General features: G+C 64.4%; 12 protein-coding genes and 1 pseudogene. 7 read left to right on the top strand and 6 right to left on the bottom strand.

The features are described from left to right. The first annotated feature begins 49 nt into the window (after positions 1 to 49). The 4 genes from CKJ84_RS02185 (at position 50) to CKJ84_RS02170 (ending at position 7,265) form a co-directional block, all read left to right on the top strand. Entirely contained in the window at positions 50 to 607 is a 558-nt protein-coding gene (locus CKJ84_RS02185; RefSeq protein WP_095545803.1) for an adenine phosphoribosyltransferase, read from the top strand. A gap of 76 nt (positions 608 to 683) precedes the next feature. Beyond that, positions 684 to 2,963 carry a bifunctional (p)ppGpp synthetase/guanosine-3',5'-bis(diphosphate) 3'-pyrophosphohydrolase gene (locus tag CKJ84_RS02180; protein ID WP_095545802.1) on the top strand — a complete coding sequence of 760 codons (2,280 nt, stop codon included), beginning with the start codon at positions 684 to 686 and terminating at the stop codon, positions 2,961 to 2,963. 162 nt (positions 2,964 to 3,125) lie between these two features. Continuing rightward, entirely contained in the window at positions 3,126 to 5,267 is a 2,142-nt protein-coding gene (locus tag CKJ84_RS02175) for a 5'-nucleotidase C-terminal domain-containing protein (RefSeq protein ID WP_095545801.1), read from the top strand. A 261-nt stretch (positions 5,268 to 5,528) separates the two neighbouring features. Further along, a complete protein-coding gene (locus tag CKJ84_RS02170) occupies positions 5,529 to 7,265 on the top strand; it encodes an IS3 family transposase (RefSeq protein ID WP_095545800.1) in 1,737 nt (578 codons plus the stop codon). A 220-nt stretch (positions 7,266 to 7,485) separates the two neighbouring features. Here the strand turns inward: CKJ84_RS02170 and CKJ84_RS02165 are convergent, their stop codons facing one another. Next, complete coding sequence (locus tag CKJ84_RS02165; protein ID WP_095545799.1) at positions 7,486 to 7,854, bottom strand: hypothetical protein; 369 nt, start codon at positions 7,852 to 7,854, stop codon at positions 7,486 to 7,488. Between the two features lie 212 nt (positions 7,855 to 8,066). Then, complete coding sequence (locus CKJ84_RS02160) at positions 8,067 to 9,035, bottom strand: peptidylprolyl isomerase (RefSeq protein WP_095545798.1); 969 nt, start codon at positions 9,033 to 9,035, stop codon at positions 8,067 to 8,069. Positions 9,036 to 9,181: 146 nt separating this feature from the next. Between CKJ84_RS02160 and tpx the strand changes: the two genes are divergently transcribed. From tpx to hisS, 3 genes are all read left to right on the top strand, one after another. Next, positions 9,182 to 9,679 carry a thiol peroxidase gene (gene tpx, locus CKJ84_RS02155; protein WP_095276315.1) on the top strand — a complete coding sequence of 166 codons (498 nt, stop codon included), beginning with the start codon at positions 9,182 to 9,184 and terminating at the stop codon, positions 9,677 to 9,679. A 67-nt stretch (positions 9,680 to 9,746) separates the two neighbouring features. After that, a complete protein-coding gene (locus CKJ84_RS02150; RefSeq protein WP_095545797.1) occupies positions 9,747 to 10,427 on the top strand; it encodes an MBL fold metallo-hydrolase in 681 nt (226 codons plus the stop codon). An 11-nt stretch (positions 10,428 to 10,438) separates the two neighbouring features. Further along, positions 10,439 to 11,722 carry a histidine--tRNA ligase gene (gene hisS, locus CKJ84_RS02145; protein WP_095545796.1) on the top strand — a complete coding sequence of 428 codons (1,284 nt, stop codon included), beginning with the start codon at positions 10,439 to 10,441 and terminating at the stop codon, positions 11,720 to 11,722. On the opposite strand, the gene CKJ84_RS02140 is transcribed toward hisS, so the two are convergent. The 4 genes and pseudogenes from CKJ84_RS02140 to CKJ84_RS02125 form a co-directional block, all read right to left on the bottom strand. Continuing rightward, positions 11,719 to 13,116 carry an L-serine ammonia-lyase gene (locus CKJ84_RS02140; protein WP_095545795.1) on the bottom strand — a complete coding sequence of 466 codons (1,398 nt, stop codon included), beginning with the start codon at positions 13,114 to 13,116 and terminating at the stop codon, positions 11,719 to 11,721. The two genes, hisS and CKJ84_RS02140, sit on opposite strands and share 4 nt — an antisense overlap. A gap of 26 nt (positions 13,117 to 13,142) precedes the next feature. Next, positions 13,143 to 13,805, bottom strand: coding sequence for an FMN reductase (locus tag CKJ84_RS02135; RefSeq protein WP_095545794.1), 663 nt, complete (start codon positions 13,803 to 13,805; stop codon positions 13,143 to 13,145). A gap of 34 nt (positions 13,806 to 13,839) precedes the next feature. Next, positions 13,840 to 14,981: pseudogene (locus CKJ84_RS02130) on the bottom strand (CE1758 family FMN-dependent luciferase-like monooxygenase). 31 nt (positions 14,982 to 15,012) lie between these two features. Beyond that, positions 15,013 to 15,750: a CBS domain-containing protein gene (locus tag CKJ84_RS02125; protein ID WP_095545793.1), complete on the bottom strand. Its 738-nt coding sequence runs from the start codon at positions 15,748 to 15,750 to the stop codon at positions 15,013 to 15,015. Between the last annotated feature and the right edge of the window lie 31 nt (positions 15,751 to 15,781).

Raw genomic sequence — 15,781 nt, 5'->3', positions numbered from 1 at the left:
CCAGAATTCACTCCGTACCAACACTCTGAAAACGAGGATGCCCCGGCCCATGGCTAAGACAGACAACAAGTATTCGTCCGCGCAGGAAGCGCTCGCTGATAAGGTGCGCCGCGTACCCGACTTTCCAGCTGAGGGCGTGTTGTTCGAAGATCTCACCCCGGTGCTTGCCGACGCCGACGCGCTCAACGCCGTCATCCGCGAAATGGCTGAGGCCAGCAAGCAGCTCGGCGGTGACCTCATCGGTGGTTTGGATGCCCGCGGCTTCCTGCTCGGCTCCGCTGTCGCCTTTGACATGGGCGTTGGTATCCTGGCCATCCGCAAGCAGGGCAAGCTGCCGCCGCCGGTGATCACCCAGGAGTACCAGACCGAGTACAGCACCGCGGCGCTCGAGATCCCCGAAGACGGCATGCAGCTTGAGGGGAAGCGCGTCGTGCTTGTCGACGATGTCCTTGCCACCGGTGGCACGCTCGTGGCTGCCACCAACCTCATCGAGCGCGCAGGCGGCAAAGTCGTCGGCTACGTGGTCGTGCTCGAAGTCGACGGGCTCGGCGGCCGCGAGCGCCTCGGCGACGCCCCGTTGGTGGTTTTGGACGACGGAGGGCGCTGAAGCGACTAGAATCAGACGCTTACACTGAGTTTCGTCTCGGTGTGCAGTCTGGTTCAGAGTCTGGCGGGAGGCCCCGGTGTCGCACGAGAAAACTTCTAAGCGCTCAGGTCAAACGGTGCGTAGCGTCTCCGCGCGGCTGGCGCGCTCGCTCACGGGCGGCGGGCGCCCGAAGATTAACCCGGTCCTGGACCCGCTGCTATCTATTCACCGGAAATACCACCCGAAGGCCAGCGTCGAGCTGCTCAACCGCGCCTACGGGACCGCCGAGCGCTTGCATGAGGGCGTGTTCCGCAAATCCGGCGACCCCTACATCACCCACCCCCTCGCCGTGGCGACGATCTGCTCCGAGATCGGCATGGACACCACCACCGTGGTCGCGGCGCTGCTGCACGATACGGTGGAGGACACCGACTACACCCTGGATGACCTCACGGCTGACTTCGGTCCGGAGGTGGCCCGGCTGGTAGACGGAGTGACCAAGCTGGACAAGGTGGAGCTGGGCAAGGCCGCAGAAGCGGAGACGATCCGGAAGATGATCGTCGCCATGGCGAAGGACCCGCGGGTGCTGGTGATTAAGGTGGCGGACCGCCTGCACAACATGCGCACGATGCGCTTCCTCCCACCTGAGAAGCAGGCGAAGAAGGCGAAGGAGACGCTCGACGTCATCGCGCCGCTGGCGCACCGCCTCGGCATGGCTTCGGTGAAGTGGGAGCTGGAGGATCTGGCCTTTGCCATCCTGTACCCGAAGAAGTACGAGGAGATCGTACGCCTCGTGGCGGATCGGGCCCCCTCGCGCGACCGGGCGCTTCAAGAGCTCACGGAACAGATCCAGTCCGAGCTCAAGGCGAACGGGATTGAGGCCGAGGTGATGGGGCGTCCGAAGCACTATTGGTCCATCTACCAGAAGATGGTGGTGCGAGGCCACGAGTTTAACGAGATCTTTGACCTGGTTGGCATCCGCGTCCTGGTGGATACGGTGCACGATTGCTACGCCGCGGTCGGCGTCGTCCACGCCCTGTACTCGGCCATGCCGGGACGGTTCAAGGACTATATCTCCAACCCACGTTTCGGCGTGTACCAGTCGCTGCACACCACGGTGATGACGGACACGGGTCGCCCGCTCGAGGTGCAGGTGCGAACCCACGACATGCACTACAACGCCGAGTACGGGGTGGCGGCGCACTGGCGCTACAAGGAGACGAAGGGCTCCCACAAGGGTAACCAGAACGAAGTGGATGAGATGGCGTGGATGCGCCAACTGCTGGACTGGCAGAAGGAGGCGGCCGATCCGGACGAGTTCCTCGATTCGCTGCGCTACGACCTGACCAGCCAGCAGCTCTTCGCGTTCACCCCGAAGGGCGACGTGGTGAACCTGCCGGCGGGGTCCACCCCGGTCGACTTCGCCTACGCCGTGCACACGGAGGTGGGGCACCGGTGCATTGGTGCGAAGGTCAACGGCAAACTCGTGGCCTTGGAGACCAAGCTGGAATCCGGCGACCGGGTGGAGATCTTTACCTCCAAGGACCAAAACGCCGGCCCGAGCCGGGACTGGCAGGACTTCGTGGTCTCGCCGCGAGCGAAGACGAAGATCCGCCAGTGGTTTGCCAAGGAGCGCCGCGAGGAGCACCTGGAGGCCGGGCGTGACGCGCTGGCCGCGGAGGTGCAGCGCGGAGGGCTGCCCATGTACCGCCTGTTCACGGCGGAGTCGATGCGCAGGGTGGCCAAGCAGCTGCACTACCCGGATGTGGACGCCCTGTATACCGCGATCGGAGCCGGTCACGTCTCCGCGCAGCACGTGGGCAAAATGTTCGTCGACCTGTTTGGCAACGAGGAGGACGCGGTCGATGCGCTCGCGGACCGCGCCCCGATGTCGGAACTGGTGCGGCGGGAGTCGCGCGAGTCCGCCAGCGGTATCCTCGTGCAGGGGAGCCCAGACGTCATGGCGAAGTTGGCCAAGTGTTGTCAACCGGTGCCAGGTGATGAGATCTTCGGCTTTGTCACCCGCGGCGGGGGAGTCTCGGTCCACCGCACCGACTGCACCAATGCGGCCAAGTTGCGTGAGGAGCCGGAGCGGCTTATCGACGTCGCGTGGTCCACAAAAACCACGGCAGGCGGTGCCTCGCTGGCCACCCTCCAGGTCGAGGCACTGGACCGCCACGGGCTGCTCGCAGAGCTCACCGGCGTCATGACGGACCAGAACCTCCCGATCTTGGCGCTGTCTTCCCAGGCTTCGGACGACCGGATCGCTAACGTACGGTTCACCATCGAGGTGTCCGACACGAAGCAGCTGGGCGCGCTGATGAATCAGTTGCGGAACGTGGAGGGCGTCTACGACATCTACAGGGTGACGTCGTAAAGCGCGCTCTGCGTGCCGAAGTTGAACAGCGGGTGAATTCTTGGCGACGTCCGCCTTGAATCTCAAGGCCGACCTGTCACAGTACGTACGTTGTGCTGCGAGCGAGCTGATCTCGCGCTAGAAAACAGTGAGACCCCTATTTCACACGCAGAGGAGTTCCAAGTGTTTTCTTTCCGTCGCGCCGGCGCGCTGATCGCCGCAACTACGTCGACCGCGCTGGTGGTCACCGCTGTCCCGGCTTTTGCCGCGGACGATGAGAAGGTGCAGATTAGCATCGCTAACTTCACCGACTTCCACGGCCGCCTCGAGGCGAACCTGTCCACGGACAAGGAAACGGGCGAGGTCACCCCGAAGAAGGGCGACGAGATGGGTGCCGCAAACATCGCCGGCATCATCAACTTCCTGCGAGACAAGAACGCCAACACTATCGTCACCAGCTCGGGCGATAACCAGGGCGGCTCGGCATTCGTCTCCGCGATCTCAGACGACAAATACACCATGGACTTTGTCAAGGCCGTTGGCACCGTGGGCTCCGCTGCTGGCAACCACGAGTTTGACAAGGGCTACAAGGACCTGATTGACCGCATCAACCCGGGTACCGGTGGCATCCAGCTCGGCGCGAACGTGTTCAAGGAGGACGGCTCCCGCGACCTGGAGGCCTCGAAGATCGTCGAGATTGACGGCGTGAAGGTTGGGCTGGTGGGCACCACCTCCAACCTGACCAAGAGCAAGTCCAGCCCGGATAATGTCGCCGGCCTGAACTTCACCGACTCCTCCGAGCAGGTGAATAAGGAAGCGAAGAAGCTGAAGGATGAGAAGAAGGCCGACGTGGTCGTCGCCCTCATCCACGACCCGGTCGAGACCGGCGCGCCGAAGCTGGACCCGGAGTATGTCGACTTCATGTTCGGCGGCGACAGCCACGTGAACGTGGTCAACGCCGATGCCCCGGTGCCGAACGCACAGTCCTGGGAGTACGGCAAGGTCGTGACGGACCTGGACTTCACCTACAACAAGACCACCGGGGAGATCGAGGCACCGGCGTTCGAGCAGTACGACGCCGAGTCCCTGGTCACCCTGGACATCACCCCGGACGCCGAGGTGCAGAAGATCGTCGACGAGGCGAAGGCGGAAGCCGGCAAGCTCGGCGAGGAGGTCGTGGCCAACGTCCAGGACACCTACCTGCGTGGCTCCAACCCCGGAGAGAACACCGGCTCGAACCGTGGTACCGAGTCCACCGCGAACAACATGCTCGCTGAGTCCGCGCTTTACGCGATGGACAAGTCGCTCGAAGAGCACATCGACCTGGGCATCATGAACGCTGGCGGCGTCCGCGCGGACCTCGAGGCCGGCGACGTGACCTACCAGGAGGCCTTCCAGGTCCAGCCGTTTGGCAACGACATCTCGGTGGCAACCTTGTCCGGCAAGGCCATCAAGGACGCCCTCGAGCGTCAGTGGCAGAGCAAGGAGGACGCCGAGAAGTCCGGCCGCCCACGCCTGGACATGGGCCTGTCCAACAACGTCGCCTACACCTACAACCCGGAGGCTGAGGCCGGCGAGCGCATCACCTCCGTAACCATTGACGGTCAGCCGCTCGAGGACGACAAGGACTACCGCATTGCAGGTTCCTCCTTCCTGTTCGCTGGCGGCGACAACTTTGTGAACCCGGACGACGTCCGCGACCTGCTCAACGTTGGCTACAACGACCTGCAGGCGTTCGTTGACTACCTGAAGTCCGACGAAGTTGGCGTGCGCAAGGGCCAGAAGGACGTCGGCGTGGTCCTGCCGGAGGAGCTGAAGGCAGGCACCACCGCCTCCATCAAGCTCTCCTCCCTCAACTACTCGTCCGAGGGCGAGCCGATGGCGAAGCAGGCCACCATCACGCTTGGCGACGCCACCGCGACCGCCGACATCGACGCCTCCACCACCGAGGCGGACAACGGGCTGGGTGAGCAGGGCCGCGCGACCGTGGACATCGAAATCCCGGCCGAGGCCGCAGGTGAGCAGACGCTGAGCATCACCACTGACGCTGGCACCGAGCTGACGGTTCCGGTTACCGTCGCGGCCGCTGACCCGAAGCCGTCCGAGGAGCCGGCGCCGAGCGAGAAGCCTGCGCCGTCCGAGGAGCCCAAGCCGTCCGAGGAGCCGACGCCGGGCGACGAGCAGGGTGCGCAGGACGGCAGCACCGCAAACCTGGGCACCATCATGGGCGCCGTTGCAGGTGTGCTCGCCCTCCTCGGCCTGCTGGCCGTCGTCTTCGCTGGTCCGATCGACCAGGTGCTTGGCCCGATCGCAAAGCTTTCCTAGCAGCCTCCCCGTAGGGGACCCAACCTGCCGCAGCGGCGCCGTCCTTCTCGCGATGTTCTGAGAGGGGCGGCGCTTTCGGAGGATGGCACGCTCAGTCCCAGAAGAACGCTCGATCCTGGGGCGGCAGCAGCGATGCGCTGGGCCTCCAACAGGCTCTACCACCCAATCAGCGCCTACTTGACGAGATTGGGTTGACGAAGATGCGAGAAAGGGACCGCGGACAAATAGTTGGAGTGTCCCCGGGGGCGGAGAGGGTTTCTGATGTCCGCGCATTTTCCCCGTGAGATCCGGGAGCAAGCAGTTGATAAGTTTCTTGAAGGCATGCCGTACAAGCGCATCGGCGATTGGCTGGAAGAAAGCTATGGCCAACGCCCTTCTCGGTCAACGGTCGGGTTATGGGTCAGGCAAAGACGTCACGGTCGCCCTCTTAGCCCGCAGCCGGGTATGCATGCCCCGGAAACAGTCGCTGATGCGGTTGCACGTCGTGTGACCTCAACACAGTCGTTTGCAATTATCGGCGACCAAGTTGGCGTCGCCAGTGGGTCAGTGCGGAAATGGACTTCGCGGTACTGGCCCGACGCGCAAGAGGTTGCCGCTGCCGCGTCGCTGCCGTTCGACGAGGTCTACGCGATCACAATGGAACGTGTGAGCAAAGATCGCAGAAACAAACGCACCAAACAGCAACAGCGCATCGCTGATAAGCACAACGCCGCAACCCGTCCGGCACCGGTAGATTCCTGGTTGCCAGGCCCAGGTCCTGTCCCCGATATGGATGCGCTGCCTGATGACCCTGCAGAGTTAAAGAAACTCCTCGCCCAGGAACGCGAACGCCAAGCGGTCAAAGACGCGATCATTGAAGTGCTCATGGGCGGCAGCGAACACACCCAGGGCTGCGGTGATGCATCGGGAAAAGCCCTCGTCCGTGATGGTGCATTGTCTATAGCTGCGAAAGCTGCTGTGGTCTGCGCCCTTACGGACACCCACCACATCAGTATCGCCAAAGCATGCGCGCTTGCCGGGATCGCGCAGTCAACGTTTTATCACCACCAGGGCAAACACCAACGCAGTGTGGCAAAACGCAAGGCACGCCGCGACAAGTACAAAGTACTCATCCGCCAGGCAGTCGATGAGTGCGGGCAAAGCTACGGCTACCGGCGCATCCACGCGTGGCTTGTTCGCGGTGGGCATCGCATATCGGAAAAAATTGTGCGTGAGCTGATGGACACACTCGGCTGCCACCCACCAGCAAAAGCATCCACGAAGTACTCCTCATACACCGGCGAGACCGCGCACCGCCCGGCAAACCTGCTGCTCATTGGCGATAACGAGCGCCCTGCTAATGAGACACATACCCTTGCCCGCCCTGAGGTGGCGCACTCGCAGTATTTCACCCGGTATGCGCACAGTAAGGGGTTGACCCATGATTTTCACGCGGATCAACCTTGGCAGAAAATTGGTACCGATGTCAGCGAAATCCGCTGCAGTGACGGCAGGCTCTACTTGTCAGCAGCCATCGACTTCTTCGACGGGATGCCCATTGCTGTGACCATGTCACAAACGCCAAACCATGAGCTGGTTGCCGGGATGATTGAACGGATCGACGCGGTAAAACCTGCTGATGCGCAACCGATCCTGCACTCGGATCGTGGAGGGCTCTACCGCAGCACACGCTGGGTCAACCTGATTACCGACCACGCCCACAACATCACCGGGTGCAAGGCATGCGCCACAGGGGAATGGTGCCAGAGGCGGTGGCGATACATCCCGTCACTGTCACGGAAAGGCACAAGTGGTGATAACGCGCGCACCGAGGGGTTCTTCGGCACGATGAAACAAGAACTGCTCAAAGGCAGACCCGCCACCAAAAAGATGACGGTGGCACAAATGCGAGACTATATTGACAACTACATCGACTTCTACACCCACACCAGGCTGAAGTCGACGCTAGGCAACGGCTATGCCACCATCGCCGAACACCGCCAAGCACTTGGAGTCTAAACAACAACACACAAGCCCACGGGGCACTCCAACAAAACATCCGCAGGCCCAAAAGGGACGTCTTCGTCACCCGATTCTCGTCAAGTAGGCCAAACCCGCTCATGACGCCGAGCGAGGCACTCGTTGAGTCGGCGGGCAGGGCAGAGCATCGCAAGCAAAAAGCCCGGCCGCAGGGGCCGGGCTGTGCTCACGCGCCCAAGGGTGCGCGGTGACTCCGCAATTACGCGCGCAGGTACTTGTCCAGGAACGCGAACAGGGTGCCCAGAGCGCCGATGACGGCGGTGAACACTGCGATCCAGTCGCGGATCTCGGACGGGGACATGTCCTTGACGGAGGAACCCTCGCCCTTCTTGTTGTTGTCGCCGGTGTTGACCTTCGGGCCGTTGGACGGCTTGGAGGTCGTGGTCGGCTTCGACTCGGTGGTCTTGGTCGGCTCGGCCTTGGTGGTTTCGGTCGGCTCAGCCTTGGCGGTCGCCGTCGGGGTGGTGGTGCGGGTGGTGACCGTGGTGTCAGCGGTAGCTGCAACTGCGCCGGTGGACATGACAGCTGCTGCGGTTGCGGCGGCGAGGAGGCCCTTGCGGAACTGCATCTGATTCCCTATCTTTCGGAGATCTTCGATTGAACGTTGATTACCTTAGCCAGACACCAAAGGGTACGCAACAGTTTTCCCGGCATTTCTTCAATGTTCTCGCAACGCAAGATGAACTTTAAATGAACTGCTCACGTGCGTTTTGTGTCATGTCGGGTGCGCTCAAGAGTGTCTGGCGGCACGAGCAACGATACCAGAAGGTATCGCGCGCGCTACTTGACAGTAGCGGAATTGATCTTGACCTCTTCGGCGGGCGCGCCGTCCTGGCCACCGTCCTCAGTACCCTTCTCGGCGATCGCGTCGAGGGTGTCAAGGCCCTCCTGGTTGATCTGGCCAAAGTAGGTGTACATCGGAGGCAGGATGGAATCGCCGTAGTTGAGGAAGAACTGCGAACCGTTCGTGCCCACGCCAGCGTTGGCCATCGCGATGGAGCCGCGCGGGTAACGCTTCTGGTCCTGCTGCAGGGCCATGGATTTGTACTGTTCCTTCTCCTCGTCGGAGACACCCTCGGGGATCTGGAGCTGGGACTCGTCGACGGACTCGAGGGCCTCGTCGGTGGGGAACTCGTTGGCAAATTGGAAGCCAGGTCCGCCCGAGCCGGTGCCGGACGGGTCGCCGCACTGGAGGACCTTGAGGCCTTCGTTGGTGGTCAGGCGGTGGCACACGCTGCCGTCGAAGTACTTCTCCGAGGCCAGGTGCTCGATGGCGTTGACGGTACAGGGCGAGACGCTGCGGTCCAGCTCCATGCCGATCGGGCCTGCGCTGGTGTCCAGCTCGACGTTGACCTTGCCCTCCGTGGAGACGTTGTCGGTCTTCGGCTTGCCAGCCTCTGCCTCACCTTCGCCAGCCTGTGGGCTGTCGTTGTACGAGCAGGACACGGTCGCGGGCAGCGCCGTCGCGCGCTCGGTGGCAACCGCTTCGAACTGGTTGGGGTCGATGCTGGGCTCGGTCTCGGAGGACTCGGCGGCTTCCGAGGAAGCGGTGGTGTCCTGGGCCGTGACGTCCTCGCTTCCGTCATTCTGCGTCGCGGCGAAGTAGATGCCGCCGCCGACCACGGCAATCACCACTGCGGACAGCGCCGCCACGGTGAGCGGCTTGGACTTCTCCTTGCGGTCGCGGGAATCAAGCTCGCGCTTGAGGTGGGTGAGGGCTTCTTCGCCCCGTTTTTGGTTGTCGGCCACCTGAGATACCTCACTTGTGTGTTGCGTAGCGTCGCTAAGCGCTGGTGCGCTCGGCAGGTGAATTTCGGGGCTTAAGCCTAGCAGTGCTTGGGCCGCCGCTTGATCAACCCTTGCGAGGCCTGACTCGCGTCCATAGAATCGCGCCCATGGCTACCGTTACTTTTGAAGGCAATGAGACCACTACTTCCGGCGAGCTGCCCAAGGTCGGCGACGCGCTGCCCAACGCAACGCTCGTCGCGGGCGACCTGAGCGAGAAGTCCCTGGCGGACTACTCGGGCAAGCGCCTCGTCCTGAACATCTTCCCGTCCCTGGACACCGGCGTGTGCGCGAACTCCGTGCGCAAGTTCAACGAGCTCGCCGCGTCCCTGGACAACACCGAGGTCCTGTGCATCTCCAAGGACCTGCCGTTCGCGCAGCAGCGTTTCTGTGCCGCCGAGGGCATCGAGAGCGTCGAGGCGCTGTCCGCGTTCCGTTCCTCCTTCGCCGATGATTTCGGCCTGACCCTCGAGGGCTCCCCGCTCAAGGGCCTGTGCGCTCGCGCCGTCGTGGTGACGGACGCTGACCACAAGGTCATCCACACCGAGCTCGTCTCCGAGATCACCACCGAGCCGGACTACCAGGCAGCAGAGGACGCGCTGAAGTAAGCAAGTCTGCTCCCCGCACGCGGGCGTTTCCGGCCACTGGGTCGGGCGCCCGCTTTATTATTGCCGTATGAAGCTTTCAGGTTTTGCCGCAGGCCCGTTCCAAACCAACTGCTACGTGCTCCTTTCGGAGGAGTCACGCGAAGCGGTGGTGATCGACCCCGGAATGGGCGCCTACGAGCCCGTCACTGAGTTTCTCACCCGCGAGCAGGCGACGCTTGCCGCCGTGGTGTGCACCCACGGCCACCTTGACCACACGCGGGACGCCGCCCGTTTCGATGTCCCGGTGTACATCCACCCAGACGACGAGTTCATGCTCGACGGCGGCCTCGGCCTGCCGGACTCGACCCGCCAGCTCTTTGACGCAGCGTCGATGCAACCCCCGCGCGAGGTGCGATCGCTTCTCGACGCCCACTCGCTCACCCTCGCCGACACCACCTTTACCGTCCGACACGCCCCCGGGCACTCGCCGGGATCTGTGCTGCTCGTGGAAGACGCAGCGGAGGAAAAGACGGAAACGGCGGGGGAGACCGGCCCGCTGGTCTTCTCCGGCGACGTCCTGTTCCGCGGCGCGATCGGCCGCACGGACTTCGAGCACTCGGACCCCGCCGCGATGCGCGCGTCGCTCCGCGGCCCCGTATGGGACCTCGATGACACTTGCGTCGTGCTGCCCGGCCACGGGCCGACCACCGTGATGGGGCAGGAGCGCGCTACCAACCCGTTCCTGCTGCAGGCCAACCCGGACCGCTAAACTTTGAACCCGTGAGTGAATCGAAGAAGACCGAGAAGTTCCAGCCGCTGTCCGCCCCGAAGGGCCTGCCGGACTACGTGCCGCCGCAGTCAGCGACATTCCACCGCGTCCGCGACGAGTTCGCGCGGCAGGCTCACCTGGCCGGGTACCAGCACGTTGAGCTGCCGGTCTTCGAGGACACCACGCTGTTCGCCCGCGGCGTTGGCGAGTCCACAGACGTGGTGTCCAAGGAGATGTACACCTTTACGGACCGTGGCGACCGCTCGGTCACGCTGCGCCCGGAGGGCACCGCGGGTGTGATGCGCGCCGTCATCGAGCACAACCTGGACCGAGGGTACCTGCCGGTCAAGCTGAACTACTACGGCCCGTTCTTCCGCTACGAGCGCCCGCAGGCCGGCCGCTACCGCCAGCTCCAGCAGGTCGGTGTGGAGGCGATCGGTGTGGACGACCCCCTGCTGGATGCGGAGATCATCGCGCTCGCGGATCGCTGCTTCCGGTCCATCGGTTTGACCGGGTTCCGTCTGGAGCTGACCAGCTTGGGCGACCGCAACTGCCGCCCCGAGTACCGCCAGAAGCTACAGGACTTCCTGTTCTCCCTTCCGCTGGATGAGGAGACCCGCCACCGCGCTGAGATCAACCCGCTGCGCGTGCTTGACGACAAGCGCGAGAAGGTCCGCGAAATGACCGCGGACGCTCCGCTCATGCTCGACTACCTCGACAATGATTGCCGCAAGCACTTCGACCAGGTGCGCGCGTCTCTCGACGAGATGGGGGTGGAGCACGTGGTGAACCCGCGCATGGTCCGCGGCTTGGACTACTACACCAAGACCTGCTTCGAGTTCGTCCACGACGGCCTCGGCGCGCAGTCCGGCATCGGTGGCGGCGGCCGCTACGACGGGCTCATGGCGCAGATCGGTGGCCAGGACCTCTCCGGCATCGGCTTCGGCCTCGGCGTGGACCGCGCCGTGCTCGCGCTCGAGGCGGAGGGCGTCACTCTCGACGGGGTGGATCGCCGCGTCGACGTGTTCGGTGTCGGCATCGGCGAGGCCGCGCAGGCGCGCATGGCAGTGCTTATCGACGCCCTCCGCGCCGCCGGTGTCTCCGCCGACATGGCCTACGGCGGCCGCGGGCTCAAGGGAGCCATGAAGGGTGCCGACCGCGCCGGTGCCAAGTACGCGCTCGTTCTCGGCGACCGCGAGCTAGAGGCCGGCGAGATCGCGATCAAGGACCTTGCCGCGCACAGCCAGGAGACCGTGGCGCTCAGCGCCGAGGCAGTCATCGCGCAGCTGCGCTAGCACTCAGTGATGTTGACTGGCAGCCCGAGCTGGACTGCCAGGCCGCCCATCGAGGTCTCCTTGTACTTGGTCATCATGTCGCGGCCGGTCGTCGCCATGGTCTCGACGACGTCGTCGAGGGTGACGATGTTGGTGCCGTCGCCAAGCTTGGCCAGCCGGGCTGCGTTAATCGCCTTGACCCCGCCGATGGCGTTGCGCTCGATGCACGGGACCTGCACCAGGCCGCCGACCGGATCGCACGTGAGGCCGAGGTTGTGCTCGAGCGCGATCTCGGCCGCGTTCTCAATCTGCGCCGGCGTACCGCCAAGGACCGCGCACATGCCGGCGGCGGCCATCGCGGAGGCTGAGCCGACCTCGCCCTGACAGCCGACCTCGGCTCCGGAGATCGACGCGTTTGTCTTGATGATGATGCCCACCGCACCAGCGGTGAGCAGGAAGCTTCGCGCCTGCTCCTGGGTGAACGCGCCGTCGGTGAAATCGCGGCAGTAGTGCATCACCGCGGGGATGATGCCGGCGGCACCGTTCGTGGGCGCGGTGACGACCTGGCCGTGGGCGGCGTTTTCCTCATTCACAGCAAGCGCGTAGAGGTTGACCCACTCCATGGCGTCGAGGCCGCGGGCAGTGGATTCCTCGTACTCCGCGGTGAGCAGGCGGTGGAGGCGGTGGGCGCGGCGCTTCACGCCGAGGCCGCCAGGCAGGGTGCCCTCGGTCTTCAACCCGTGGGCGACGCATTCCTGCATGACGTCCCAGACGGCGTCGAGGTGGGCGTCGAGAAGCGCTTTGCCATGCAGCGCCTCTTCGTTGGCGCGGACGAGCTCAGCGATGGACAGGCCGCTTTCTTCACAGAGTGCGACGAGGGTCTTCGCGTCGTTGAACTCGTACGGCGCGGGCTCGTTGTCGCGGACGGTGGCCACACCGGCTTCGTTGCGGTGCTCCTCCATGCCGGTGCGGTCCAGGATGAAGCCGCCGCCGACGGAGTAGTACTCCTTGCGGGTGGCGATGCGGTTGCCGTCGGCGTCCCAGGCGTCAAAGATGAGGCAGTTCGGGTGCTGCGAGACCGGAGTGGGGTTAAACGTCACCTCGTACTCGACCTCGCCGGCAGGGCCCGAGATCATACCGCGTTCGGGCACCGGGTCGCCGGGTTTCGGGGCGATGTCGGCCGACGTGGTCGTGGGGGTGTAGCCAACCAGGCCGAGCAGCGTTGCGCGGTCGGTGCCGTGGCCCACACCAGTGGCGGCGAGGGAGCCGCGCAGTTCTACGCGGACGAATGCGGGCAGCACGCCGAGTTGTTCAACGAACGCGAGGGATGCGCGCATCGGGCCCACCGTGTGCGAAGACGACGGACCGATACCGATGCTGAAAAGGTCAACGACGCTAACAGTATTGTGGGGCATGCGCGCGATGATACCGCATCGTGGGATTAGCTCCGCGTCCCCGTGTGGCCTTCCAACAGCTGGGAAAACGGGACGAAATCTTCGGCAAGGTCCGTGCCGGTGCGGCGAGTGACGCCCTCCGGTGGGCCACTTAATCCTTCAACTGCGCCGCTGGTGGTGACGATGAGCGCTGCGAGCTCGCTGGCAGCGCGGCTGATCCGCCGCTGGAACGAGGCGCCGTTGGCATCGCCGAAGTCAGCAGTGGCGGCGAAAAGTGAGGTGGGGACCACCGTCGCGTGCAGGTACGTGAGCAGCGGGCGCAGCGCGTATTCGGTGACGAGGGAATGGCGCTCAGAGCCTGCTGTCGCGGCGACGATGGTGGGCATGTCGGTCAACGCGTTGGGGTCGAGGGCGTCGAAGAACATCTTGAACAGGCCGCTGTAGCTGCCCTGAAACACCGGGGAGACCGCGACGAGGGCGTCGGCGGCGGAGATGTCTCGTTTGACCTGATCAAGCCTGGGGGAGGGCATCCCGGTGAGCATGAGCTGCGTGAGCTCGGTGGCGTACTCGCGGACCTCGATCGTGGTGACCTCGAGGTCTTCGCCACGCCCGCCGACGGCGGAGCCGACCGCCGCCGCGATCTCATCCGCCACCTGTCTCGTGGTGGACGGCTGCGACAGACCTGCGGTGACTACGATGAGCTGCTTCATGCTGTGGTGGGTGCTCCTTCGCTACATTGCCCGGCTATTCCTGCTCGGATTGCTCCTGTGCTTCTCCGGGTGAGACGCGAAAGTGCGCCAGATTCTTCCCATCGCGCTTTGCACGTGCGAGGGACGCAAACGTGGGCGGGTCGCTCGGAACGTGGACCGGGCGGCGCGCTTCCATCCGTCTGCGCAGCTCAGGGACCACTTCCGTGCCGAGGCGCTCGATCTGGTGGAGGACCACCTCGAGTGGGAGTCCGGCGTGGTCAATAAGGAACAGCTGGCGCTGATAGTCCCCGACCCAGTCCGCGAACTGCATCGTACGCTCGATGACCATCTCGGGAGTGCCCACGGTCAGCGGGGTGATGTCGGTGAACTCTTCCAGCGAGGGCCCGTGGCCGTAGACGGGCGCGTTGTCAAAGTAGGGGCGGAACTCGCGTTTCGCCTGTTCCTCAGAATCCGCGATGTACACCTGGCCACCGAGCCCGACGATGGCCTGATCCGCCGCGCCGTGCCCGTACGCGGCGAAGCGCCGACGGTAGATGCCGACCATCTTCGCGGTGTGCTCCTTGTTCCAAAAAATATTGTTGTGGAAGAACCCATCGCCGTAGTACGCCGCCTGCTCGGCGATCTGCGGCGAGCGGATGGATCCGTGCCACACGAATGGCGGCACGCCCTCAAGCGGCGCGGGCGTGGTGGTGAACCCGTGCAACGGGGTGCGGAACGTGCCCTCCCAGTTGACGTTCTGCTCGCGCCACAGCCTGCGCAGGAGGTGGTAGTGCTCCACCGCGAGCGGGATGCCCTTGCGGATGTCCTTGCCAAACCAGGGGTAGACGGGACCGGTGTTGCCGCGCCCGAGCATGAGGTCCATGCGGCCATCCACCAGGTACTGCAAGAAGGAGTAATCCTCCGAGAGCCTGACAGGGTCCGTGGTGGTGATCAGCGTGGTTGACGTGGAAGCAGGATGGAGGAGGTTTTCGCACCAATGTAGGCCAGGTGGGTCGTCGGAGAAGACGGGACAAACGGCGGGTTGTGGTGCTGGCCTGTGGCGAAGACATCGAGCCCGACCTCCTCGGCCTTCAGCGCGATCTGTGTCATCGCGTCGATCCGCTGTTTCTCGGTCGGGGTCGCGCCGTTGGTGGGGTCCGCGGTGACGTCGCCGATGGTAAAGACGCCGAACTGCATCCGTGGGTGTCCTTTCCGTTGATCGTCGCGGTTAGCGGGCCGCCAGTAGGGCAGGAATGTCGGTGGCCACCAGTACCGCGAAGGGGCGCTGGCTGGGTGAGCCGGACTCGGTGATGATGGCCAGGCGGGGGAGCGCGCCGCTGTCCAGCGGCGTGGTCAGCGCATCAACGGCTACTGCGGCGGTGACGGACCGTGGCAGGAAGACCGGCTGGTCGTGCCGCCCCGACAGATCGAGCACCTGCTTGACCGTGGTCGGGGTGAGGTGGTTGTTTGCGTCCAGTTCGCCCGCCAGCCAGCGAGCCAGCGCGTTGGTGGTGAGCAACCCGACGCAGGCGCCGGCGTCGTAGACGGGGAACTGCCTGTGGCCGGTCTCCCGCAGCGCGCGCAGTGGCTCCAGGATGTCGTCGTCCGGGGCGAACGTAATCACGGCTTGCGTCTGGACCACTTCGAGGGCCAGCGCCGGGGTGAGCAGCGCGTCGCGCAAACGCTCAATCTCTTCCACCGTCTCCTGCAGCGGCTCTGCAATGGGGCGCAGGTCGCGGTACTCGCCGTGCGAGATCGCGTTGCGCAGCTCCGCGTACTCCACAAGCAGGTCAGCTTGGTCGCGGCTCACCACGCCCTTCTTCGCCGCCTGCCTGGTCATCCACTTGAAGGAGTCCGACTTTTTTGCTCCTAACTCCTCGCGCAGGAAGCCTTCAATGGCGTTGAACGCGGCCATAAACGGCACGGCGCGGTTGGAGCGGTTCTGGGGGGATGACGTTTCGCTCATGCCCACGAGGGTAGCGGTGGTGGCACGTGGG

It is taken from the genome of Corynebacterium sp. NML 120412 (genome assembly GCF_002285155.1).
GTDB lineage: Bacteria > Actinomycetota > Actinomycetes > Mycobacteriales > Mycobacteriaceae > Corynebacterium > Corynebacterium gottingense.
This window is presented reverse-complemented; position numbering and strand designations above follow the sequence as displayed.